At 52.8% G+C, this 24,347-nt stretch carries 18 protein-coding genes; 9 read left to right on the top strand and 9 right to left on the bottom strand.

Features of this window, described 5'->3' with window-relative positions; genetic code table 11:
- The first annotated feature begins 224 nt into the window (after positions 1-224).
- Positions 225-3,575: a glycoside hydrolase family 2 gene (locus BQ7364_RS05520; protein WP_072683791.1), complete on the top strand. Its 3,351-nt coding sequence runs from the start codon at positions 225-227 to the stop codon at positions 3,573-3,575.
- Between the two features lie 225 nt (positions 3,576-3,800).
- On the opposite strand, the gene BQ7364_RS05525 is transcribed toward BQ7364_RS05520, so the two are convergent.
- The 6 genes from BQ7364_RS05525 to BQ7364_RS05550 all read right to left on the bottom strand — a co-directional run bounded on the left by BQ7364_RS05525 (position 3,801) and on the right by BQ7364_RS05550 (position 9,373).
- Positions 3,801-4,268, bottom strand: a complete 468-nt coding sequence (locus tag BQ7364_RS05525; protein ID WP_072683792.1) for a GNAT family N-acetyltransferase — start codon at positions 4,266-4,268, stop codon at positions 3,801-3,803.
- 2 nt (positions 4,269-4,270) lie between these two features.
- Positions 4,271-4,594 (bottom strand): hypothetical protein, encoded by a 324-nt coding sequence (locus BQ7364_RS05530; RefSeq protein ID WP_072683793.1) that lies wholly within the window; start codon positions 4,592-4,594, stop codon positions 4,271-4,273.
- Between the two features lie 149 nt (positions 4,595-4,743).
- Positions 4,744-6,111 carry a sulfatase family protein gene (locus BQ7364_RS05535; RefSeq protein WP_072683794.1) on the bottom strand — a complete coding sequence of 456 codons (1,368 nt, stop codon included), beginning with the start codon at positions 6,109-6,111 and terminating at the stop codon, positions 4,744-4,746.
- A 2-nt stretch (positions 6,112-6,113) separates the two neighbouring features.
- Complete coding sequence (locus BQ7364_RS05540; RefSeq protein WP_200798766.1) at positions 6,114-7,658, bottom strand: DUF3604 domain-containing protein; 1,545 nt, start codon at positions 7,656-7,658, stop codon at positions 6,114-6,116.
- Positions 7,659-7,773: 115 nt separating this feature from the next.
- Positions 7,774-8,586 carry a PTS system mannose/fructose/sorbose family transporter subunit IID gene (locus BQ7364_RS05545; protein WP_229100679.1) on the bottom strand — a complete coding sequence of 271 codons (813 nt, stop codon included), beginning with the start codon at positions 8,584-8,586 and terminating at the stop codon, positions 7,774-7,776.
- Positions 8,579-9,373 carry a PTS mannose/fructose/sorbose/N-acetylgalactosamine transporter subunit IIC gene (locus BQ7364_RS05550; RefSeq protein WP_072683796.1) on the bottom strand — a complete coding sequence of 265 codons (795 nt, stop codon included), beginning with the start codon at positions 9,371-9,373 and terminating at the stop codon, positions 8,579-8,581. The genes BQ7364_RS05545 and BQ7364_RS05550 overlap by 8 nt, the downstream gene beginning before the upstream one ends.
- Before the next feature lie 203 nt (positions 9,374-9,576).
- Between BQ7364_RS05550 and BQ7364_RS05555 the strand changes: the two genes are divergently transcribed.
- The 8 genes from BQ7364_RS05555 to BQ7364_RS05590 all read left to right on the top strand — a co-directional run bounded on the left by BQ7364_RS05555 (position 9,577) and on the right by BQ7364_RS05590 (position 20,125).
- Positions 9,577-10,302: a GntR family transcriptional regulator gene (locus BQ7364_RS05555; RefSeq protein ID WP_072683797.1), complete on the top strand. Its 726-nt coding sequence runs from the start codon at positions 9,577-9,579 to the stop codon at positions 10,300-10,302.
- A gap of 459 nt (positions 10,303-10,761) precedes the next feature.
- A complete protein-coding gene (locus BQ7364_RS05560) occupies positions 10,762-11,319 on the top strand; it encodes a nitroreductase family protein (RefSeq protein WP_072683798.1) in 558 nt (185 codons plus the stop codon).
- Positions 11,320-11,552: 233 nt separating this feature from the next.
- Positions 11,553-14,114 carry a heavy metal translocating P-type ATPase gene (locus BQ7364_RS05565; protein ID WP_072683799.1) on the top strand — a complete coding sequence of 854 codons (2,562 nt, stop codon included), beginning with the start codon at positions 11,553-11,555 and terminating at the stop codon, positions 14,112-14,114.
- The gene (locus tag BQ7364_RS05570) at positions 14,115-14,381 is read left to right on the top strand and encodes a metal-sensing transcriptional repressor (protein ID WP_006059334.1); all 267 of its coding nucleotides are present in this window, start codon (positions 14,115-14,117) and stop codon (positions 14,379-14,381) included.
- Positions 14,382-14,618: 237 nt separating this feature from the next.
- Entirely contained in the window at positions 14,619-15,992 is a 1,374-nt protein-coding gene (gene trkA, locus BQ7364_RS05575) for a Trk system potassium transporter TrkA (RefSeq protein WP_072683800.1), read from the top strand.
- The gene (locus BQ7364_RS05580; protein ID WP_072683801.1) at positions 15,989-16,234 is read left to right on the top strand and encodes a hypothetical protein; all 246 of its coding nucleotides are present in this window, start codon (positions 15,989-15,991) and stop codon (positions 16,232-16,234) included. Before trkA ends, BQ7364_RS05580 begins: the two co-directional genes overlap by 4 nt.
- 15 nt (positions 16,235-16,249) lie before the next feature.
- Positions 16,250-17,455 (top strand): TrkH family potassium uptake protein, encoded by a 1,206-nt coding sequence (locus BQ7364_RS05585; RefSeq protein ID WP_072683802.1) that lies wholly within the window; start codon positions 16,250-16,252, stop codon positions 17,453-17,455.
- Between the two features lie 87 nt (positions 17,456-17,542).
- Complete coding sequence (locus BQ7364_RS05590; RefSeq protein WP_072683803.1) at positions 17,543-20,125, top strand: translation factor GTPase family protein; 2,583 nt, start codon at positions 17,543-17,545, stop codon at positions 20,123-20,125.
- Between the two features lie 74 nt (positions 20,126-20,199).
- Here the strand turns inward: BQ7364_RS05590 and BQ7364_RS05595 are convergent, their stop codons facing one another.
- From BQ7364_RS05595 to BQ7364_RS05605, 3 genes are all read right to left on the bottom strand, one after another.
- A complete protein-coding gene (locus BQ7364_RS05595) occupies positions 20,200-20,706 on the bottom strand; it encodes a hypothetical protein (RefSeq protein WP_072683804.1) in 507 nt (168 codons plus the stop codon).
- Positions 20,707-21,483: 777 nt separating this feature from the next.
- Positions 21,484-21,972, bottom strand: coding sequence for a hypothetical protein (locus BQ7364_RS05600; protein ID WP_139248571.1), 489 nt, complete (start codon positions 21,970-21,972; stop codon positions 21,484-21,486).
- An 84-nt stretch (positions 21,973-22,056) separates the two neighbouring features.
- Entirely contained in the window at positions 22,057-23,799 is a 1,743-nt protein-coding gene (locus BQ7364_RS05605; RefSeq protein ID WP_072683806.1) for an N-acyl-D-amino-acid deacylase family protein, read from the bottom strand.
- Between the last annotated feature and the right edge of the window lie 548 nt (positions 23,800-24,347).

A 24,347-nucleotide genomic window follows, 5' to 3' on the forward strand; every position in this document is an offset into this window, starting at 1 on the left:
TTGCGATAACTTTGAGCCTTTCATCCTCTCTGTTCGAGGATCCTCCTTGAAAATCCTATTTCTATCCAAACGCTGCATCCGCCTCGTTTTCCATACCTGCAGTATTCCTGCTTTGACATTCGCAGACTTTCGGGAAGCGCAGCTTTTCATGATCTTCCAGCAAGCCGGCATTTTCTCGCTTTGTGAATTATGGTATAGTGATGATAACAATTTCGGAGGTTTTCATGAAAAAAATCATACTTGGATTGGTTATCAGCGGCCTGATCTTAGGCGGCTGTTCATCGAAAATGGATCAGTTTGTCGAACCGCAGGGTACGCCGCGGCCGAGCATTGAACCGCTGCCGACCGACGCTTCGTTTGCGGGCGAGGAATGGTACGATCAGATGGAGGTCTGGCAGCTTCACCGGGAACCGGCCCGGGCTGCCCTGACGCCTTATCCTTCATCCCAGCAGGCGCTTCTGGCAGAGACCAGCGCTCTGGATGAAATCAATGCCGCCTCGTCCTCGCGGATTCAGTCGCTCAATGGCCGCTGGGCGTTTTACTATGCCGCCAAACCGACGGACCGTTTAAAAAACCTGGCGGGCTACGACGCGCAATGGTATTGGGAAGATTGGGACACGTCGGATTGGGATCAGATCGACGTACCGTCCAATATTCAGACTCAGTGGAAGGAAGACGGCAGCTTCCGCTATGAGCCTCCGATTTACATCAATCAGATTTATCCGTGGCTGAACTATGAAGCGATCCAATACGGCGCACAGGGGCAGCCCGTCGCCGCGACCGCCGTCAACAGCGTCGGTCACTACAAGCGCGAGTTTACGCTGGATGAAGGGCTGCAGAACAAGCATGTCTTCCTGCGCTTTGAAGGTGTGGAGTCGGCGTTTTATGTTTATATCAATGGTCAGCCGATCGGCTACAGCGAAGACAGCTACACACCCGCGGAGTTCAATATCACGCCTTACTTAAAGGAAGGCGTCAATACGATCGCAGTCGAGGTCTACCGCTGGTCGGACGGCAGCTACTTTGAAAATCAGGATTTTATCCGGCTGTCCGGAATTTTCCGCGATGTAACCTTGATCGGGCGGGAAGCGGTGGAAATCCGCGATCTGTTTGTACAGAGCGATCTCGCTGAGGACTACGCCCAGGCGCAGGTTCAGGTTGACGTCGATCTGCGTAATCTTTCGCAGCAGCCGCAGGCAGGCTGGACGCTGGAAATGGAGCTGGTCGATCAGGGCCACGCCGTGTTCAATCAGCCCCTGAACCTCGAAAGTCCGGAATTACCCGTACTGGAAACAACTGAAAATCAGACGGGAACTACGCTGAGCGCTCATTTCACGATTGATCAGCCGAAGCTGTGGACACCCGATCAGCCGCATCTTTACTCGCTTGTCCTCACGCTGAAAAACGCAGCGGGCGAGGTTATGGAAAGCGTTTGCCAGCGGATCGGGCTGCGCGGAATCGAAGTTCAGACCGTCGACGGTGTCCAGCAGATGCTTCTCAACGGGAAACCCTTGATGCTCAAAGGCGTCAACCGCCATGAAACCGATCCAGTCAAGGGCCGGGCCTTGGGCGCGCAGGAAATCATCACCGATCTGAAGCTGATGAAGGCCTACAACATCAACGCCTTCCGCACCTCGCATTATCCGAATCATCCGCTGACCTGCGACGTTGCGGATGAGCTGGGGCTGATCGTCGTGGATGAAGCCAACATTGAATCGCATATCGGAGAGAAGGAGCTGGGCGTTCCCGGCAACAATCCGCTCTACAACGGATTGATCATGGACCGGACCGTCAGCATGGTCGAACGGGATAAAAACCACGCCAGCGTGCTGTTCTGGTCGCTGGGCAACGAAGCGACGTATCACGAATATGAAATGAATGAAAATTATCCGTTTTACAACACTTCGATGTGGATCCTTCAGCGGGATCCGAAGCGTCTGCGTGTGTATGAGCGCGACAACCGGATCGGCGATACCCGCGAAACGTCGATGGTCGATGTGGCCAGCAGTCAGTATTGGACGCTGGATCAGCTCAAAGATTACGCTAAGAAAAACAAGCACGCGTTTTTCCAGTCTGAATATATTCACGCGATGGGCAACGGCGTCGCGAATTTAGCGGAGTATTTCGCGTTGTTTAAAACCTATCCGCAGCTGCAGGGGGGCTTCATCTGGGATTTCATCGACCAGACGATTCTGACCGGCGATCCGGTCACAGGCCAATTCTATTACGGCTACGGCAGCGACTGGGGAACGCCGCTCAACGACGGTGATTTCTGCGGCAATGGCTTAGTCAATGCCGACCGCACCCCGAGCGCAGAGCTGGAGGAAGTGAAGAAGGTCCAGCAGGACGTCAGCTTCACCTATGATTCCAAAAAGCGCCGGTTAACGATAACCAACGAATTCCTGGCGACCGATCTGAATGCTTTTGCGGTCGAGCTGAACTTCTACCAGAACGGTACGCTGTTCCATACGGCAGCCTTAAGCGAAGCAGAAAAAGCACTGCCGCCCGGGATGTCCAAAACGATCGACGTCGCGCTGCCGGATTATGATTCCGACGCGGAAGTGATTCTGGAGATCGACGTGAAATACAGCCAGGATCAAAGCTGGGCCAATGCTTATGGCGGAAAACAGGGCGATATCCTGGCGTTTGAACAGTTTGTTCTGCAGGAAGGCAAGCCAGCGGCATTCGTGTCCCCGGATCTTTCGCTGACCGTAAGCGAGCAGGAGGGCAAATGGACGATTCAGGGCCGGACTGAACAAAATGAGGACTTTGAAATGATTCTGAATCCCGCAAAAATGGAAATTGAAGCTTACCGGCTCGGCGATCAGACCTTCCTGACCGGCGGTCCGCAGCCGTCGTTCTACCGTGCCGAAACCTCCGGCGATCCGCAGTTCTCCGAAGCTGTCCGGCAGGCTGGCAAAGCGGTTGAGTACAAATCGCCTTCAATTCAGCGCAAAGAAGAAAACGGTGAAGTAAAACAGCTGACGATCAAGGCTTCCGGGACGATCAACGAATTCAACACCAGTCTGGAAACGGAGATTACCATTCAAGGCAATGGTCAGGTCGCGGTGGCGATGACGATGAAAGTGCCGTCGAAAGAGAAGGTCGGTCCACTCGCCCGGGCAGGGCTGACGCTCAGTCTGGACGCTTCGTTAAACGAGATCCGCTACAATGGCCGCGGACCCGAAGAGAATTACATCGACCGCCATACCGGTTCCCGGTTGGGACAATGGACGGCAAAGATTAATGATTTCTATAACGATCAGCTGCTGAAACCGCAGGACAGCGGCAACCGGACAGAGGTCCGCAGCCTGACGCTCAACGGTGAAACGAACGCGCTGACCCTGACGTTTGACGAACCTGTCGGCATGAACATCATGACCTGGGATGAACTTTCACTCGCCTCCGCCGCGCATATGAAGGACGCGCAAAAGTTAGATCAGCCGCTGCTGCATCTGGACGCTGCCCAGCGTGGATTGGGCAACGGCAGCTGGGGCGCAGAGCCGTTAAAAGAATATCAGATTAAGCAGAATCAAACCTATACGGTTTCGTTTCAAATCAAACCCGGTCAATAATCCCAATCGCAGGATTTCAGTCTGAAACACCCCGGCCGCCAGCTCTGTGGAAAACAGACCGGCGCCTGATGGATCGTTCAGGCAATCCGGTCTTGCGAAAGAAAAGATAGGGAATCCCGGTTTACAATCGGATTTCCCTGTGAGTTCAATAAATCTTGCGAAAAGCCGCCCGATTTCGATTGTGAAATCCGACGGCTTTTCTTTCTTCATATCTGCGTAAGCAAGCTAAAGTTTCTGATAAAACACCAACGTCATCCGGGGATTCACCGCCGCGGTTTTTCCTGTCTTCCGATATCCCATTTTCTCATAGAGATGGACCAGACGTTCCTCCTGTAAAATCGTATCCAGCTCCCATCCTCGCTCGCCATGGATTTTCTCAGCCTGTCGAATCGCTTCCTGCGCATAGCCCCGGCCCTGAAACTGCGGGAGAATGAACATCGGGGAAAGGCGCTTACGACTTCCATCCTGCTTGTCGGTGACGCTCAGTGCGCCAACCGGATTCCCATCTACGTCAATGAAATAATAATAACGGTCTTTTTGCGAACAGCGAAGCCGCAGTTGGTCCAGCGATTGATTGGCGGGACTGGTATCGTAATCCTGATATCGTTCCAACAGCTCGAGAAAAGCAATTTTCTGCATTTCCCAGATGACCGGCGCATCCTCCGCGGACGCTAAGCGTAACAGCAGCCGCATGATCAAGCCTCGCGCTTGGCCGCGGATTTCCAGCACAGCCAGCCTGAGCCGCACGAATAGGCGATCAACAGCATCCCCGCCGGCCACTCCTTCACGATCTGCCCGGTTTCCCGCAGCCCCATTCCGATCAACAGAGCACCGACCGCAATCCCAAACAGACAACCCAACGCGATTTTCCTGGCCATCAGGACAGCGCCAGCCGCCAGAAGTGCGGTACACACCCAAGCCAGGGGATTGATCGCTCCAAAATCACCGAGCACTCCTCCGCAAAAACCGTAGAACAAGCCGGCCAGCACAGCCGGGATAAAATAGAAAAGCTTCGCCATCCGCCGATCCTCCATTTTTAAATAACGTAAATCATTCCCTGCATCATTGGTCTTATTCTATCATAAATTCCAGAGCTGCCGGAGGATTCCTGTACAAAAAGCGCTGAGGAGCGGAATTTTCCGTTTCTCAGCGCTTTACTTTCGCTTATTTATTGCCAGCGCCCGCGCGGATCGTAATCCTGCGGATCCTTGCTTGACGCGTTGACGCATTCTTTTTTGTTTACCTTGTACTCCGGCTTCATTTCCAGCTCACCGTGAAGGATCGGATCCTGCGTCCGGATCTGGAATGCTCTGAGTTTTTCACGCAGGTCTTCCAGAATTTCCTGATAGCGCGGATCCTGCGCCAGATTCTTCCGCTCGTCCGGATCGTAGTAACAATCGTACAACGCTTCCGTATCTTTTGTCTGCGTAGCTAAATCGTTGCGCATGTAGAAATCCTTGGATGCCGACGAGTCCATATTCGACAGGTTCAGCTTCGTCCAGCTTTCGTCATAGTAGCGGATATATTTATACCGGCGTGTGCGCACACAGCGGATCGGTTCATAGCTGGTATGGAAATTCACCTCGGCAAAGATCTCAGAAACCGGCTCCGCGCTGATGTTCTCGAAGACTTCCGCAAACGAGGTGCCTTCCAGATAGTCTGGTTTTTCCAGCTGAAGCAGATCGCACAGCGTCGGCATCACGTCGACATGCGAAACCAAAGCGTCGATGACCTGACCGTTGGCCTTCGCCCCCGGCACCCGCATGATCAGCGATACGCCGATCCCGCTGTCGGTCAGATTGCATTTATTAAACGGCAGCGCTACGCCGTGATCGGTCGTGAACATCACGATTGTCTTCTCCATCAGTCCCGTTTCCTTCAGCTTGGCGATGACCTTGCCGAAATTCTGATCCATGTAATAGGCTGAAGTCAGAAACTGCGCCTGATCGTGCCGGGTTTCCCCATTGTCGTCGATCGGAAACGGCGGGCGTACATAGCGCTCGTCCACCGCCTCGCAGATCTCAACCGGATAAGGCCGGTGCGTGCTGTGCATGCCATAGCTGAGGAAAAACGGTTCGTCCGCTTTCGCCTGATCCAGCCACTGACAGACATGATCGGCATTGACGGCGTCCCACAGATGCAGGTCTTCCTTTTTATAAGGATCTGCGGAAGCGGTCAGCACCTCATTGTAGCCCAGCTTGCCGGGGGCGTCGGCGTCCAGATACCAGCCAGATTCGTGCTGGATGCCGCACAGGACAGTATGATAGCCATGACGCCCCAGAAACTGCGCCAGATGGCGGCGGTAGTCGGTCAGTCCAAACCCCCGCTGAGCCAGACCAAGCATCCCGTTTTGATGCGGATAGGTCCCTGTCAGCAGCGCCGCGCGGCTGGGCGAACAGGTCGGCCCCGCGCAGTATGCCTGGGTGAACACAGCGGCATCCCGGGCAAACGCCAACAGATTGTCCGTCGGTGCGTTCACGCCGTAGGGGCTTACCATCCGCCCGCTGTCATGGGTGTGAATATACAGAATATTCATGGTTATTCCCCTTTCTTTTCAACAAAGACCGGGCTTGTCCAGGCGCATCCTCCGTTTCTTTCCCAGATTCGTAAGCGCAGATGCTTGACGTCGCTCAGATCCAGCGTTCTTTCCAGCTGGACATGATAGCCGTTTTCCACAACGGCCTGGCCGATTTTGAATTTATACGCGTTATGCCACCACGGATCAGTCCGGTAATAATCTGTGAAGTTAAAGCGATCTTTCACCAGCTGACGCGCTTCCTCTTCCAGCTCCACGACCCGCGAGGTCTTTAACAGATCCCCGACTGCCAGCGGATATTCAACGCCGTCGACGCTCAGCAGCACCGTGCCTTCCCGATCGGTTTCCACTTCAAAGATAAAGCCTTCCGTCGTGACAGCCGACGGTCCCATCCACTTGCCAGTGGCCGTTGTCTTGTACGTTGTCAGATCAAATTCGCAGCGGTTATCCGTCACGTCGTGCAGATCCTGTCCGAAGTTGCTCCAGCATTTTTCGATGCTGAGGAGTTTTCCACCTGGAACTTCCAGCGCGCCTTTCCATTGACGCGAAGCGATGTCCGGGAAAATCCGGCGGTCCGGTCCCCAGCCGAATTCCACTTTAAATTTGAAACGGATCGTCTCACCCAGCGGCTTGCGCTCCCAGGTGGAGGTATGCGGAATCATCTCCACAACCTGATTGTCTTCAATGACTTCAATCCGGTCGATCGCGTCGCTGCCGATCACGTCCAGCGTCAGTTTCGCTTTCGGATTTGGTTCGATGACATCGCCCATCAGCTTGCCGTCGACCTGCATCCTGACCTGAATCCGATCCTTCGATACGCCGTAGGTATGACGCTTCTGCATCGCGTCCCAGATCGCTTCCTTCGTGTTGCCCTCGGCTAAGCAGGCCATGTAGCCAAAGCCATAGACGCAAGGAGCGGAATGGTTGTCGCCCGAGGCGATGACGCCGAATTTGTAGCCATCTTCCCACCCCCGTTCAACACAGGTTTCGCCCGTCCGCGGTCCCATGTGGACATGGCGCGTCATTTCAATCGGGCCGTTGTCGTTTTCACTGCTGCCGTGGGAAGAATAGATTTCCACAAACGGCGAGAAGGCTTCGTTATGCGTGGCCCAGTTCTTGCCGCGGTTTTCCAGCTGATAAGCCAGATGATGCGGAATCCCGATCACGTCCTTACCCGCATAGGCTTGGACCAGATCCGCATAGCGCAGCGGATATTCCATCTTCTGCCGGTTATCCTTGCAGAAAACATTGTGATCGCCATCCTGTCCGGCGCCCTGCCACTCGTAGCCCATAAACATCGGGAATCCGGCGGCGTTGACTTTCTCCGTAAACTCGCGCAGTGCTTCCCAGTCTTTTTCAATTACGTCTAATGGATAACGGTCTTCCACGCCCAGCCCCGTTTCATCCTTGCGCATGGTATAAGGATAATAGGCGATTGGCCAGAAATCCATCATCTTCTGTACCTGGTCAAACCATTGCGGCAGTTCGTTCATCTGTTCGTGGTGGATGTTGCTGTGCATATCCGTCCAAAGAATTTTATAATCCATACGTCTATTTCCTCCCTTTATCGTTATTGTTTACACTCATTTCTGTTTCATCAGAGAATGAAGATTCATTTTCTGATGAAACAGACAGGCGCAATCAGCGCCTGACTGTCGTGAATTACATAATGCCTAACAGAACCATGACGGCAGCCAGACCCAGGATGCCAAGGATCAGCTTGTTGCTGTTCCAGCCCTTTTTGTCCGCCAGCAGCCAGCAGCCCACGGTGACTAACATCGGGACCAAAGTCGGCATGATCTTGTTCAGGATTTCCTGAATCGAAACGGTCATTTCTCCTGCCGTGAAGACAAACTTGATCGGCGCAGCCACGGTCGTCGAAGCGACGCCGCCGATAACGATCAGACCGACCATCGTCAGTGCAGTCGTGATCTTGTCTTTGATTTCCTTGTTCATCAACAGCTTGACGGCATCCATGCCTAAATCATAGCCCTTCATGAACATGAAGTATTTTAACGGAATGACGGTACCCAGCCAGGCGATCACAAAAAAGATCGCGCCGATCGGCGAACCGCCGGCAGACAAACCGATCGCGATCGAAAGCAGGATCGGGCTGTAGGTTCCCATTAAGATGGAATCGCCGATGCCGGCAAACGGACCCATCAGGGCGTTCTTGGTGCCCATGATCAGTTCCGCGTCGACTTCGCCGCCGTTGGCCCGCGCTTCTTCCAGAGCGATCGTGATGCCCGGGATGACGCTGCCCAACTGCGGTTCCGTATTGAAGAACTGCATGTGGCGGGTCAGCGCCGCTTCCAGTTCCTCCGGATTATCGCCGTATAACTTTTCCAGAGGTTTCGACATCGTATGACAGAAGGCCAAACCCTGCATACGTTCAAAGTTCTGCGCGCAGTGGTGGAAGAACATCCAAGTCCATGCGGCGTTCTTAACGTCCTTGCGGTCCAGTTTCTTACTCATCGTAATCTCCTCCTTCATCAGCGGCAGCCGCGTTGCCGGCGCCGTTATATTTCGCCATAACGAACAGCAGCGCGACGCCGACGGCCATAATGGTTAACGCGGTAGTCGTCATGCCGGTCGCCTGAGTGATGATCCAGCCCATTAAGAACAGCACGATCATCCACTTTTCGGCAACGATCTGCTTCAGCAGCAGCGCGAAGCCCAGCGCCGGAAGCATCTTGCCGGCAACCTGCAAAAACTGTAAGACGATCGGCGGCAGCGCGTGCAGAATCGCTTCCGCAGCCGGAGCGCCGAAGTAGCAGGCGATCGTTACGACGCTGACGCGTTCAACTAAATGCAGAATTGTGCCGCACAGGTTGTTGCGGGCGATTCCCGAAACATTGCCCTGTTCCGCACATTTATCGCCCCGGTGAACCCAATACGAGTTGACCGTCATCGTGAAGTTGTGCATCGCGGTGCCTAACGCGCCTAACGGAATGGCTAACGCGATCGCTGCTTCCGCGCCGCCGCCCGCAACCATCGCTAACGGAATACCGATGAACGCCGCGTAGTTCACGTCAGACGGCATTGCGCCGCCCGCGACGATCTGGCCCAGATACATGGCCTGAACCGCCACGCCGCACAATACGCCGGTGGTGACGTCCCCCAGAATCAAACCGACGATAGCGCCCGCTACCAACGGTCTGCCGACACAGTAGAATCCGCCAGTCGTACCAAACAGCCATGGTACCTGGTTTCGGCCGAGATAAGCGAATACGCCTATCAGGAGTGCCTGAATTAAAGACATAAAGTTTTTCCTCCCTATTTCTCATAAACCCCTCAAGGTTTATCTCCGAGTCCATTGTATTATCAATATCATAATTTATCAATACAAATTTTGTAATTTATTGTCAATTCAAGTCACATTTTCTCAATTTGTATTACTATTAACCCCTTTCTTTCTTGTCATAATAATACAAATATGCTATGATTGGCACAGAAGGTGAAACCATGGCAAGCTCAAAGCAAGCGCGGATTCCGCGATATAAACAAATTGAAAATGATCTGATTGATAAAATCAACAGCGGCGTATACGTCACGGACGACCTGCTTCCCACCGAGGCTGAGCTGTCCAGGGAATACGGCGTCTCGCGCGTAACCGTCCGTCAGGCCCTGGGCAATCTGACCACCCGGGGCTACATCTACCGCAATCAGGGCAGCGGCTCGTTCGTCGCCAAGCCCAACGTCATCCAACGCACCCCGCTGATCAAAAGCTTCAGCGACGATATGCGGGACATGGGAAAAGTGCCGACCTCCATCGTCAATACCTTTTCCGTGACCACCGCCGGCAAGACCGTCGCGCGGATTCTCGGCATCCGGCCGGAGGATCGGATTTACTACATCGAGCGGACGCGGATGGCCGACGACGTACCGATCATGTTTGAACGTACCTACATGGCCGTCGATCTGCATCCCGACATGTCGATTAAAATTCTGGAATCCTCAAAATACGACTATGCCGAAAAAAACGGCTACGACATCGACTGTGACTATCAGAATATCTCGGCGATTTTCCCGCCCGAATACATTGCGGAAATCCTGCGCTGCGATCCCAAGATGCCGATCATCAAGATCGCAAATACAGTTTATATGAAAAACGGGAAGATTTTCGATTTCGACGAATTGTATATGCATCCCGAATTGTACCAGCTGAATATCGTCAAACGCCGGGAATAATCCCGGTTTTCTTTTGGCGTTCCCGCTTTTTGTCTTCGCAGAAAGTAACGCAGGCCAGCCATCAGGCTGAACAATACCCTCGGATTCAGACTTGATCAGAACAAGGAAACAACCAACGCTTTCCTTCAACGGTCTTGTAAAACGGTCAGACTGTTTTCAATGCTTCAGAATTGTTTTTTTGAATAAGGGGAGAGGGACGATCCGTATTTGGAGGTTTGAAGGAAGTTGCAAACAGAAATCAGTCTGGAACAGGGAAATCGTCCCTCTAGTATTAATATTGCGCAAAATTGAAAAAAGCCCCTCTTTTTTTTGATTTTTTTAAAATTTTTACTATTTCGATGATTTCGCCCCTGTTTTTCATTCAATTCGATGATTTTCCTCGCGCGATCCTTTACAATAGGATCAAGGTCCCAATTCAGATTTGACACTGGAAAAAGAACGCAAAAAGGAGGTTCAATCATGGAATTGGAAGAAGTAATCGCACAGCGGCGAAGTATCCGCAAGTTTGAAACAAAACCTGTGGAAAAAGCCAAACTGGAAAAGCTGATCGAAGCCGCGCGGCTGTGTCAGTCGGCGAAAAACCGCCAGCCCTGGCAATTTATGATTTTAGAGGATGGCCGGAAAGATCAGGTCGCCGGGATTATGCTTCAGCTGTTTGAAAGTCACGATGAAGAACTGCCCGGCTATGTCAACAGTTCCAGGCACACCGCTCAGATTATACAAAACGCGCCTGTCCTGATGCTTGTCTTCAGAGAACCGGACGAGCTGTGGATCCCCGGTGATCTGTTATCCATCGGCGCCGCAATCGAGCATGTTTGTCTGGAAGCGGTGAACCTCGGCTTAGGCGCTTTGTGGATCCGCGATACCGAATATACGGAAAAGGAAATCTGCGCCTATGTAGGTTATCCTCAGCTGCAGTTAGTCTCCGCTATTGCGCTGGGCTACCCGGCCGAACAGCCCGCTCCGCGCCCGCGGAAAACTCCCGAAGCGCTTCTGCTTCCATTTCAGGGACGTTAACGCGTCCTTTTTCTTTTTCTCATCCTGACCGGGTATGATTTGACCCGGCCGGTTTATCCTATATAAAGGATCGGGGACCGCAAAGGAATTTAAGTTATGAAAAAGCAAGGAATTTAAGTCCTGAAAAGATAAGGAATTCGAGTCTTGAAAAAGCATTGCGATTGACAGAAAAAACGATGTGCGTTATGCTACTTCCATACACCCCCTAGGGGTGGGGTACTCGAGGTGATGAAATGAAGAAAACTTATGATGTTACAGGCATGAGCTGCTCCGCCTGCAGCGCTGCGATCGAGCGCGGCGTGCGCAAGCTGGACGGCGTCGAACAATGCGACGTCAATCTGTTGGCGAACAAGATGACCGTCAGCTTCGATGAAAATCAGCTGACCAGCGATAAGATTCTGCAGGCTGTCGAACAGGCCGGCTATCACGCCGAGGAGCACGGCGCACCCGCGGCGGCTTCCAAAGCGTCAGCCGCGGAAAATCCGATGGAGAAGCAGATCAAAACGATGAAGACCCATTTTATCATCTCCGTCGTCTTCATGCTTCCGCTGTTCTATCTGTCGATGGGCCACATGATGGGCTGGCCGCTTCCGGCGTTTTTCCTCGGTCATGAAAACACGATGAACTTTGCGCTGACGCAGTTTCTGTTGTGTCTGCCGGTTGTGATCGTCAACGGCCACTACTTTACCAACGGTTTCAAGAACCTGTTCCGGCGCTCGCCGAACATGGATTCGCTGATCGCCATCGGTTCCGCCGCCGCGATCGTCTACGGCGTGATCGCGCTGTATGAAATCGGCATGGGACTGGGCGCGCAGGATATGGTCAAGGTTCACAGCTGGGCGATGGACATGTATTTTGAGACTTCGGCGATGATTCTGACCTTGATCACGCTGGGCAAATATCTGGAAACCCGCTCCAAGGGCAAAACCTCGGAAGCGATCGCCAAGCTGATGGATCTCGCGCCGAAAACTGCCTGGGTCCGCCGCGGTGAAGAGTTCGTGGAAATTCCCGTCGAGGATGTCCGCCCGGGCGACCGCCTCCGCGTCAAGCCGGGCCAGAGCGTACCGGTCGACGGCGTGATCGTACAGGGCAGCGCGGCCTTTGACGAATCGGCGATCACCGGCGAAAGCATTCCGGTCGAACGCACCGTCGGTGAAAAGATCATCGGCGCAACCGTCAACAAAAGCGGCGCGGTGGAAATGGAAGCGACGCTGGTCGGTGAGGACACCACGCTCTCGCAGATCATCCGGCTGGTAGAAGAAGCGTCAGCCTCCAAAGCGCCGATCGCCAAGCTGGCCGACAAGGTCAGCGGCGTCTTCGTTCCCGTTGTAATCACGATCGCCCTGGCGGCCGCCGTCATCTGGCTGCTTCTGGGCGAATCAATCAGCTTCGCGGTATCGATCGGAATCGCCGTCCTGGTCATTTCCTGTCCGTGCGCGCTGGGGCTGGCAACACCGACCGCGATCATGGTCGGCACCGGCAAGGGTGCGGAGAACGGTATTCTGATTAAATCCGGCGAAGCGCTGGAAACAGCGCATTCCTTACAAACCGTCATTCTGGATAAAACCGGCACGGTCACAACCGGCAAGCCGGAAGTCACCGAGGTCACGGTTCTGGGCGAAAGCGAAGCCGCGCTGCTGGACGCCGCCGTTTCCTTGGAAGCGGTGTCCGAGCATCCGCTGGCGGAAGCGATCGTGCGCTATGGTCAGAAACAAAATGCCAAGATCCAATCCGTTGATCAATTCGAGAACATCGCCGGCCAGGGTGTTCGGGCGTTGATCGACGGCCAGCCGACCGCTGCCGGCAATCTCAGAATGATGCAGGCGATGGGACTGGCGGACAAGCAGATCGAACAGCTGCATCACAACGCCGCATCGCAGGGCCGCACGCCGTTGTTCATCGCCCAGAGCGGAGTGGTTCTGGGAATGATCGCCGTCGCTGATACGATCAAACCGACCAGCCGCGCCGCGGTCGCTGAATTCAAACGGATGGGAATCGACGTGATCCTGCTGACCGGCGACAACCCGCAGGTGGCCCAGGCGATCGCCGCCCAGGCCGGGATCGACAACGTGATCGCCGAGGTTCTGCCGTCCGATAAGCAGCGGGTCGTCAGCCAGGTTCAGGCCGAAGGCCGCAAGGTCGCCATGATTGGCGACGGCATCAACGACGCCCCGGCGCTGGCCCAGGCGGACGTCGGCATCGCGATCGGCGCGGGAACAGACGTGGCGATTGAATCCGCCGATATCGTCTTGATGAAAAGCGATCTGTGGGACGCCGTCACGGCCATCAAGCTCTCCAAAGCTGTCCTGCGCAACATCAAGCAGAATCTGTTCTGGGCTTTGATCTACAACAGCATCGGGATTCCGCTGGCCGCCGGCGTGTTCATTCCGCTGTTAGGCTGGAAGCTGAATCCGATGTTCGGCGCGGCGGCGATGAGCTTAAGCTCCGTCAGCGTCGTTTCCAACGCGCTGCGGCTGAAATTATTCTCCAGTCCGCGCCCGGCCGGACTCCCGGAGTCTTCCTCGGCGCCTGCCGCGCAGGTTGCCGTCCAGCATATTGAATTTAAAAATAAAGGAGAAAAGAACATGACAAAAACTATGATCGTAAACGGAATGGCCTGCGCTCATTGCAAGGCCCGCGTCGAAGCCGCGCTCAACGCCGTCGCCGGCGTCGAAAAAGCAGAGGTCACGCTGGACGAAAAGAAAGCGGTCGTCAGCTGCAGCCAGCCGGTGGAAGACAGCGCGCTGATCCAGGCCGTTACCGATGCGGGATACGAAGTCGTTTCCGTCGCGTAAATGAAAGCCGACGCCGCCCGCACCCTGCAGCTGTTAAAAACAGCGCGGGGACAGATCGACGGCGTGATCCGGATGGTCGAGGACGACCGCTACTGCATCGACATCTCCAACCAGATCCAGGCCGCCTCGGCGATTCTGGCAAAGGTCAATCAGGAGATTTTAAGCGCCCACATTCACGGCTGCGTGAAGGACGCGATGCATGGCCAACCGGAAGACGCCGAAGCGAAGATTGAAGAAGTGCTGGAGATTCTGGACCGCTGCTTATAGCGTCGGATCTCTTTACTTAGAAAGCCCGGAATTTTCCGGGTTTTTTTCTGCTTCTTAAGCGTTATCCCTGATCCATTCCGTTTTCATCCTTTTTCTACCACTTTCGTTTTCCCGAAATCAGAAACAGTCCGGTAGAGAACAGATCCGCATGCTATAATGAAGAAAAGAACAACCTCACGGACTGCCCGCCAGCTTGTCCGAAGCGGGAAGCCCTCCGATCAATCAGGAGGAACGCTTATGAATATCATTATTTCCGGCTGCGGCAACGTCGGCTATCATCTGGCCCGCACCTTGATGAAAGAAGGGCATAACGTCACCGTTATCGACGCGGATCCCGAAGTCTGCCAGCGCGTCAGCCGCCAGCTCGACGTTTTATGCCTGCAGGGATCCGCGCTGGACCTCGACGTTCAAAATGCCGCCGGGGCAGATCATGCCTATCTGTTTATCGCCGTAACCCGCGATGAAAAAGCCAACATGCTCAGCGCGTTAATGGCCCGGCATTCAGGCTGTCGGATCGCCTTAATCCGGATGCAGGAATCCACCGCTTTAAAATCTCTGTCCTTACTCAGTCAGGATTTAAACTTATCGCTGTCGCTGAATCCGGACGAACTGGCAGCCCGGGAGCTGGTCAGAATTCTGGAATTTCCGGCGTCGGTCAATGTCGACAGCTTTTCTGCCGGGCGCGTGGAACTGATGGAATTCGAGGTTCAGCCCGGTTCAGCGCTGATCGGAAAGAATCTGACGGCAATCCGCAAAGCCTATCCCGGCCGCTATTTGTTCAGCTTGTGTCTGCGCGGCGATCAGGCTTCGATCCCCCGCGGCGATTTCATCGTCCAGGCCCGGGATCATTTAACCCTGACCGCTTCGCGTTCCCAAGCGCTGGCATTGTTCAGCCGCTTAAAACTGCGGACAACCGGAATCCGGCAGCTTCTTATTCTGGGCGGCGGCGATCTCGGCTTATCCCTCTGCCAGCAGCTGGCGGATCAGCCGGTTCAGATCACGCTCGTGGAAAAGGATCCGGCCCGCTGCGCCCTCATCAGCACCTGGTTTCATAAAGTGGACGTCTGCCGGGGCGATGCGACCAATCATCCGTTTTTACAGACATTGAACTTTGATGCGATGGATGCTCTGATCGCCGTGATTGGCAGCGATGAAATCAACGCCATGCTTGCGCTGTATGGCAGAAGCCGGCAAATCGGCCTGGTCTTCTGCCGTCAGAATACGCATTCCTATCTGCCGATCCTGCACGAAGCCAAAATCCGTACCGTCATGCCCAAGGATCTGGCAACCGAACAGATTCTCGGCTATGTCCGTTCGATCGACAGCCGCGATGAAAATCCGATCATTACGCTGCACACGCTGGCCGGCGGTCAGATCGAAGCGCTTGAATTTGAAATCGGGCCGGATGCCCGGCGCATTGTCGCCGCGCCTTTACAGGCGCTGCCGTTGAAGAAAAACATTCTGATCACCGCGGTTCTGCGGCATGCCCAGATGATCATCCCGGGCGGCCGGGATCAGCTGCAAACCGGCGATTTCATCATTGTTTTAGCCCCGGCCGGGCAAGTTCACCGTCTCGCGGATCTGCTTGAAACTCCGCTGCGGTCGGTATGAACAGGAAGCTGGCCGGTTGGATCGCCGGCGCTTCACTGCTCGGATCCGCAGCCGCAATGGCCCTTCCCTTATGTTTCGCAGCAATTTCAGGGGAACGGCTCGACCTTTTTCTGATCCCGATGTTATGCTGCGCGCTGCCCGGCAGCCTGTTGCTTCGCTACGGCCGCGGCGAACGGGTGATTTCAGCCCGTGAGGGCTTGCTGAGCATCGGACTCTGCTGGCTGATTTTATCGCTGTGCTGAGCGCTGCCGCTGAGTTTGAGCGGACAGCTTTCGTTCATCGACAGCGTATTTGAAATTATTTCCGGCTATACGACCACCGGAGCGACAATCCTGACCGACGTGGAAGCGCTGCCCCGCTCACTTCTGTTGTGGCGGGCACTGACGCAGTGGATTGGAGGGGTGGGCTTCGTCGTATTTATGGTCATGCTTGTCCCCGCTTCCCAAGGCAGCACGATGAATCTGGCGGAAGCAGAAGCCAGTCCGGCGGCGGAGAAATTATTTCCCCGCTTCCGGCAGAGCGCGGCGGTCCTGTGTGGGGTATATGGCGGATTAACCCTTGTGGAAGCGATCCTCTTATGTTTTGCCAAAATGCCGTTGTGGGAAAGTGTCTGCCACGCTTTGGCAACCGCCGGCACCGGCGGATTTTCAACCCGGAATCTTGGGATTGCCGCCTATCAGTCCCCGGCCGTGGAATCCATCATCGCATTCTTCATGTTGATTTTCGGCGTCAATCTCAAGCTTGTGTGGCTGTTTGTCACCGGCCGGGCGGCGCAGGCTTTGAAAAACGAGGAGCTGCGCTGGTATGCCGGATTGTTTCTGGGATTCTGGCTGATCATTGCGGGCAGTCTGATTCTGGATGGAAAAGCGTTGGTGAATGCCTTGGGGCTGGCCTTCTTCCAAACCGCCAGCGCGATCAGCACCACCGGCTTCGCCAGCGCCGATTTTAACCGCTGGCCGCAGCTTTGCCGGCTGCTTCTGCCCTTGATCACAATGCTCGGCGCCTGCACCGGCTCCAGCGGCGGCGGTTTGAAGATCGCCCGGGTCATCGTGGCAGGAAAAGCCATGAAACGGGAGCTGCACCGCAGCCGTCAGCCGCAGATTGTCAAAATTGCGACGCTGGACGGACAGCCTGTTGCGGAAGCCACAATCCAGCGTACGTTAACGTTTATCCTCATTTATCTGTCGTTTTTCCTCGTCGGCTGGATTTTGTTAGCGGCGGCTGGCGCGGATCTGGAAACGGCCGGCAGCGCCGTGCTTACCTGCATGAATAATTCCGGCACCGGCTTGAACGGCGTTGGTCCGCTGGGCAGCTATGCCGCTTTCCCGCCGTTTTCCAAACTGGTATTGTGTCTGGTCATGTTAGCGGGAAGACTGGAATTCTATCCGCTGTTATTGATCTGCCTGCCTGAAACCTGGACCGCTCCGACGTTAAAAATCAACTCGGAAAAGCGCTCATCTTAGCATGATGCGTTTCCCCTTGGAAACACAGCGGCGCAAATCGCTGGTAAAAGACTTGAACAAACACGGAAAGTCGCATACAATTTTTCTATGAAACAGATTATTTTAGGCGCGCTGGCGCATGTCGACGCCGGCAAGACAACCTTGTCGGAAAGTCTTCTTTATCAATCCAATCAAATCCGGAAGCGCGGCCGCGTCGATCATCAGGATACCGTCCTCGATTATGACGATCAGGAACGCAGCCGGGGTATTACGATCTTTTTAAAGCAGGCGATGTTCCCGTGGAAGCAAACCGAATTCACACTGCTGGACACGCCCGGCCATATCGACTTCAGCGCGGAAATGGAGCGCACGCTGCAGGTGCTGGACTACGCGATCGTGCTGATCAGCGGCATCGACGGCGTGCAGGCGCATACGCATACGATCTGGAAGCTGTTGGAAACCTATCATGTCCCGGCGTTTGTGTTCGTCAACAAGATGGATATTGCTTACGATGACGCGGCGGCGCTGATGACTTCGCTGCAAACCCAGCTTGATCCGCGGATTATCGACTTTACGCAGGTGGACGGGCAGATGGAAAACATCGCGATGCAGCGCGACGATCTGCTGGAAAGCTATCTTAAGCAGGGGACGCTGACCCCTTCCCAGATCCAGAGCGCGGTCGCTGACCGCTCGCTTTTTCCCTGTTATTTCGGCTCCGCGCTGAAAGCGGACGGCGTGGAAGCGCTGTTGGACGGACTGGACGCCTACACCGCAATGAAAAGCTATCCGGAAACCTTCGGAGCCCGAGTTTACAAAGTTTCCCGCGACCGCCAGGGCACGCGCTTGACGCATGTCAAAGTTACCGGCGGTGTTTTAAAGGCCAAACAGGTGCTGGACAACGGTGAAAAGGTCGATCAGCTGCGGCTGTACTCCGGCGAGCAGTTCACCATGGTCAATGAGGTTCCGGCTGGTCAGGTTTGTTGCCTGAAAGGACCGATGAAATTAGGGATTCATGACGGATTGGGATTTGAGCAGCCCGCTCGGACGCCGGTGCTTTCCGCCTGTCTGAGCTACAGCCTGATCCCGCCGGCGGGCTGCGATCCGTTTGCGTTATATCGTCAGCTCAAGCAGCTAGAGGAAGAAGATCCCCAGCTGCATCTGCAATTTCACGCGCCGACGCAGGAAATCCGCATTCAGATCATGGGCAACGTTCAGATTGAGATCTTGAAACAGCTGATCGCCAGCCGGTTTCACCTGGACGTGGAGTTCGACGAAGGAAAAATCAATTACAAAGAAACGATCTGCACGCCGGTGGAAGGCGTCGGTCATTACGAGCCGCTGCGCCATTACGCCGAGGTGCATCTGTTGCTTGAACCGCTGCCGCCCGGCTCTGGGGTGCAGGTGACTTCCGACTGCCCGGTCGATTGGTTAGCGCTGCCGTGGCAGAAAATGGTGCTGAACTGTCTGGATGAAATCGAAGTTCCCGGCGTATTAACCGGCTCGCCGATCACCGATATCAAAATCACGCTGATCGCCGGGAAAGCGCACATCAAACATACCGAAGGCGGCGACTTCCGCCAGGCCACGCTTCGGGCGCTGCGTCAGGGTTTGCGCAGGACAACCTGCCAGCTGCTGGAGCCGGTCTATCAGTTCCGCATGGAGCTGCCCGCCGGTCAGCTGAGCCGTGCGCTGTTCGATCTGCAGCGGATGCAGGCGCAGTCGGCAATCACGCAGAATCAGACCGACACGGTAATTCTGGAAGGCACGGCCCCAGTTGCCAAAATGCGCAATTACCAAGCCGAGCTGACCGCTTATACCCATGGCTTAGGCCGGCTGGTCTGCACGTTTCAAGGTTATCAGCCCTGCGCCGATCAACAGGCACTGATCGAAGCGATCGGCTACGACTGCGACGGCGATCTCGACTTCCCTGCGGATTCCGTTTTCTGCAGCCACGGCGCAGGATTTCTTGTGCGCTACGACGAAGTTGAGGAACACATGCATATCGAAGCTCAATGGCATCCGCAGAAAGTGGAGACAGTCGATTCCGGTTATCATCATAACCGCTATACCGTCGACGACGCCGAGCTGAAACGTGTCATGGAACGTACGCACAAGCCGAAGGAAAAAGTGGCGGTACGCGCTCCGGTCAAGCGCAAGGAAATGCCGGAACATATTGAAATCCAGCGGCAGAAGCCCAAGACGAAATGTCTGTTAGTCGATGGTTACAATATGATTCATTCGTGGAGTGAGCTTGTTGTGCTGGCCCGGGAAGATCTGTCCGCAGCCCGCGATCAGCTGATCCAGCTGCTTTCCAGCTTCCAGGGAACCCGCACCGGAATTCTGATTCTGGTCTTCGACGCGTATCAGGTCAAGGATAATCCCGGCTCAATTCAGAAGCTGCATAACCTGTACGTCGTCTACACGAAAACCTCGCAGACGGCCGATTCCTACATCGAAAAAGCCACGCATCAGCTCGCCGACCAGTTTGAGGTTACCGTCGCAACTTCCGATGGGATGGAACAGCTGATCATCATGGGGCAGGGCGCGATGCGCCTCAGCTCACGCGAGCTGGAAGTCCAGGTCCAGCAGCTCCGTCATCAACATCGCAAACAGGAACGGGAAAATCTTGAACCCCACCGCCCGCTGAAAGAACTCAAAACCCTGCTTTCTGATCCCGAAGACGATCAGTAAACTCAATGTAAAAACTTCCGACACATAAAAAAAGCGCAGGCTCTAAAAGTCTGTGTTTTCTTTGTTTTTGATCGTTATTCCACGCTGTTCATCCAGTTCCTAAATTCTTCAATCCGAGCTTGTTCTTCGGCTTCCGTCAAAACAGCAGAGTTCTCATATTCTTCAATGTTATGCGATTTTATGAACTTCGCGCCTTTGTAATAGTGAATGGTTGGGATTTTTGTGATCGCATAACGATCCAGAAACGCCAGAAAATCCTGAATCGCCTGCTCAGCTGCCTTCGCGTCCTGCGTAGAACAGGCCGTGATGGAATCTTCAAGATCAAAGAAATAGTAAGCGGCCGGCTGACTCAGTTTCAGCTTTTGGGTATCTTCAACAATCGCCTGACAGGTAACATCCTTTCCCGCACAAAACAATATGAAATAGTTTTCTTCAGTATCCGCCAGACTTTCCAATTCTGCTTCTGTAATCGACTGGATCTTCGGACTGCGGCTGATCTGTGCGCCCAGGCTGGACTTTTTGTCAGAGGCACAGCCGCAAAGCAATAGACTTATGACAATAAAAGCTATTATTTTCTTCATCGTTAATTTCCTCTTTTCACACTACTCTTGCCGCTACGAAACTGTGCTGTTCACGAATGAAATAAAAGACGAAGCGTTTTCCCATTTTGGAATTCTTCGTCTTTTTCTCTTATTTTTACACCCTCGGTTAAGAATCAAGCTTTATCAATCGAAACTTCGTCTTTCGATTGGAAGCCTCGCTTCACTCTTCATTGACTATGGAATAAAAACCAAAGACTTAAATTATTGAATAAACTCTCCGTTATCCTTGTCCATTGGTATGCCCTCTCCAGACTCACTTTTTATTATTGATTCAAAGTCATCGTTTTCTTTTCAGTTTCCTCTCCCCGTTCTGGTAACGAAGAAGGAAACGGCTTAAAATTCGAGCAGCACCTGTTTCATGAGAACCTCCTGTGAGATCGTTGGATCTTTGTATTGATCCTCATCTCTTTCTTTATCTATATAATACAAGATATCCAAGAAGGAAACAGTCTGTTTTTTCACACTTTTTTCCTGTATAATTAAATTGTTGAGGGCAGCGATGAACGCTGCCCTTTATTGTTGGTTTTTCCGCAGCATTCTTCCCGCCGCGGCTTAGTTTTGACGCTTGTGCTCGATCGCCGTAACTATGAATCTGTGGTGGGCTTATCGCGATATTGTCTATCATTTTTTCAAACACACAGAAGTGTCAATCTATCCCTTTCTCGTCTTTGAACTACTGTACTTTATCCACATTGATTCTAAGAATCAGTCGTTCAATCAGAGCCTGGCTTATTCTCTGCTGAAGTCCGTTTTGCACTACTCTTTTTCAAACTCATAATTAAGTATCCGGTGAACGGCCTTAATTGTTTCTTCATCTGGTTGTGTAAATATAGTCGATGGATCTGAAAATAATCTCACGAGTTTATTATTCTGTCTTATATATATAGTATCAAATAGATTATAAACTTCCTCACATTGCCATAAATCCATATTGTCTAAAGGAAAATAGGATCTAATTTCTGATTCAGTCATCTCATGAGGCAAATAAATACAATCAACACAATTTGATTTTCTTTTAAACTCTGCTGTCTTTTCTAATAAATCAAGCATATTTTGGACGGCCGCCTCTTTAGAATCATAACTATATAAAGTTATAGAAACTGTTTTTTGAATAGTCTCTGTCTTTTGTGAAATAACATAAACATATCGATTCTCTTTCAAGCTGCATTCTTCCACTTTATAATCTTCCAGACCAAATACATCGCCATTAACAATCATAGGACCATCGACATCATATTTATTCAAACTACATGACACTAAGAAAAACAGTGTTAATATAAAAAATATCTTTCTGATAGTCTGCATAAAATCAGCGATGATCGCTGCCCTTTATTGTTGGTTTTTCCGCAGCATTCTTCCCGCGGCGGATTGGGTATGACGCTTGTGATCGATCGTCACAACGCCGTTGACCAGAACATAATCAATCCCTTCCGGATACTGGGACATGTTGGCATCACGGTCATAGCTGTGCAGGGCCTCCCGGTCGAAGACGACGATATCCGCGTAATTTCCAATCTGCAGCGAACCGCGTTTCTCGATGCCGAAGCGAACAGCCGGCTTCATCGTGACGTTATGAATCAATTCCTCCATTGCGATCTGGTTCTGATAGCGCGTCAGATAGCGGATGATAAAACTGTAATTCATCGGATTCGGCGTCATCTGAATATCCTCATTCAAGCCGAAATTCATTGATTTATCGCCGGTGAATCCGTCAGAGCATGGCATGGCCATGCGGTGAGTGCAGAGGATATCATTGGATTCGACCGCGCTGGGCATCGCCATATCCGCGCCCATGTCGCAATCCTCAGCAAACAGATCCATGACCAGATCAAGCGGATCTTTTTTCAGCTCCGTCGCGTAAGCATACAGATTTTTCCCAAGATGCGCCGGATTTTGATGGCGTGAAATGGTCAGGATCGGATACATGCTCATCATCAGATTCTTTTCATCGAGCAGCGGATACAGTCCCGCGTCGATCACCGCATGCACCATCTTGCGGAAATCCGGTACCTTGAAGCTCTCGGCAAGATGCTGACGGCTGCCGCACATCAAGACAAAGGGCCGCAGGAAGGTCGCAAAATACGGCACTGTCATATCCATGCTGTAAGGCGAAGGAATCACGTCGTAGCTCAGGTCGCAGCCCTGTTTTTCCATTTCTTCAAAATACGCCAGCGTCTTGCGTGCCGCTTCGGCGTTGGATTGTTCATCGACGCCCATTCCCAGCGTATGAACATGCGATACATTGGCCCGCACGCCCGCGGCCATCGCCTGTTTCAGCATATCCTGATAACCGCCCATCCGGTCCGGTTTGCCTTCCGCGTCATAATTCCGCGTATGCGAAGCAAATATCCCATCGTACTCCTTCACGATTTTCAACATCCGCACCGTTTCGTCAAAACTGGCAAACGGTCCCGGCACATATTGCGGATCGGTGCCTGTCGATAAGCCGAACGCGCCGTCTTCCAAACACTGCCGCGTCAGCTCTTCCATCTTCACGATTTCTTCTTCCGTGGCCGCCCGGCAGCAATCCATGCCCATGACCGTCCCGCGGATCGCGCTGTAGCCCGCCAATGAGGCGATATTGCCGTCTAACGGCTGTTGATCGCACTTGTCCAGATACTCTTTAAATGAATGCCAGTCCATATCAATTCCATACTGTTCCTTCAACGCTTTGACAGCTTTCTCTTTTGGCAAAAGCAACGATGTCATCGTAAAATAGGACGGATCGGCCTGAAACGCAACCTTCGGATCAATGATCGCGCTGCGGTACAATTCGTCGCCGACCGGACCGTAAGAATGACCACAGTTACCGCCGACCACCGTCGTCACGCCCTGCATCAGATAATTGGTCATCGACGGCTCGAACAAAACAGACAAATCTGAATGCGAATGCGGGTCGATGAATCCCGGAGTTACCACTTTCCCCCTGGCGTCGATCTCCTGCTTCGCGGATTCTCCGCTTAAATCGCCGATCGCGGCAATCTGATCGCCGACAATGCCCAGATCGGCCACCTTTCCCGGCGCAGCGGTCCCATCCAGAATCAAGCCCTGACGAATGATCATGTCAAACATAAATAAATCCTCCCTTTTGCCTTCATTATAGCCTCCATCCGGGGAAACAAGAATACCTTTCAGTCAAAAAAAGAGAACAGCCTGACCGCCATTCTCTTTGTTCCTACCTTATGTTTCTATAAACTCTAAGCTCTTTCCTTGGACATCGGACATGATCTTAAAGTGAAATCACGTTTACTTTCAGAATCTACAATTCTTTTTCATAGAAACAGCTTTGAATTTTTTTCATCTCTTTATTTTTCAAAATTCAGCTCATCACTTCTTTCTGAAATTCAAGTTATGAAATATTACTTTTCTCTGCCCATTGGTCTGTCCTCTCCAGACTCACTTTCTATTTTTGATTCTTTGTTTTCTGATATTTCAGATTCAGTTCCCTCTCCCTGTTCTGGTAACAAAGAAGGGAACGGCTTAATATTCGAGAAGTACCTTCTTCATGAGAACCTCCTTTAGAGATCATGGGATCTTTCTGCTTGATCCTCATCTCTTTCTACACCTATATAATACAAGATATAAAAGCAGGAAACAGTCTGTTTTTTTAATTTTTTTCG

The sequence above is a fragment of the Holdemania sp. Marseille-P2844 genome (assembly GCF_900120005.1).
Classification (GTDB): domain Bacteria; phylum Bacillota_I; class Bacilli_A; order Erysipelotrichales; family Erysipelotrichaceae; genus Holdemania.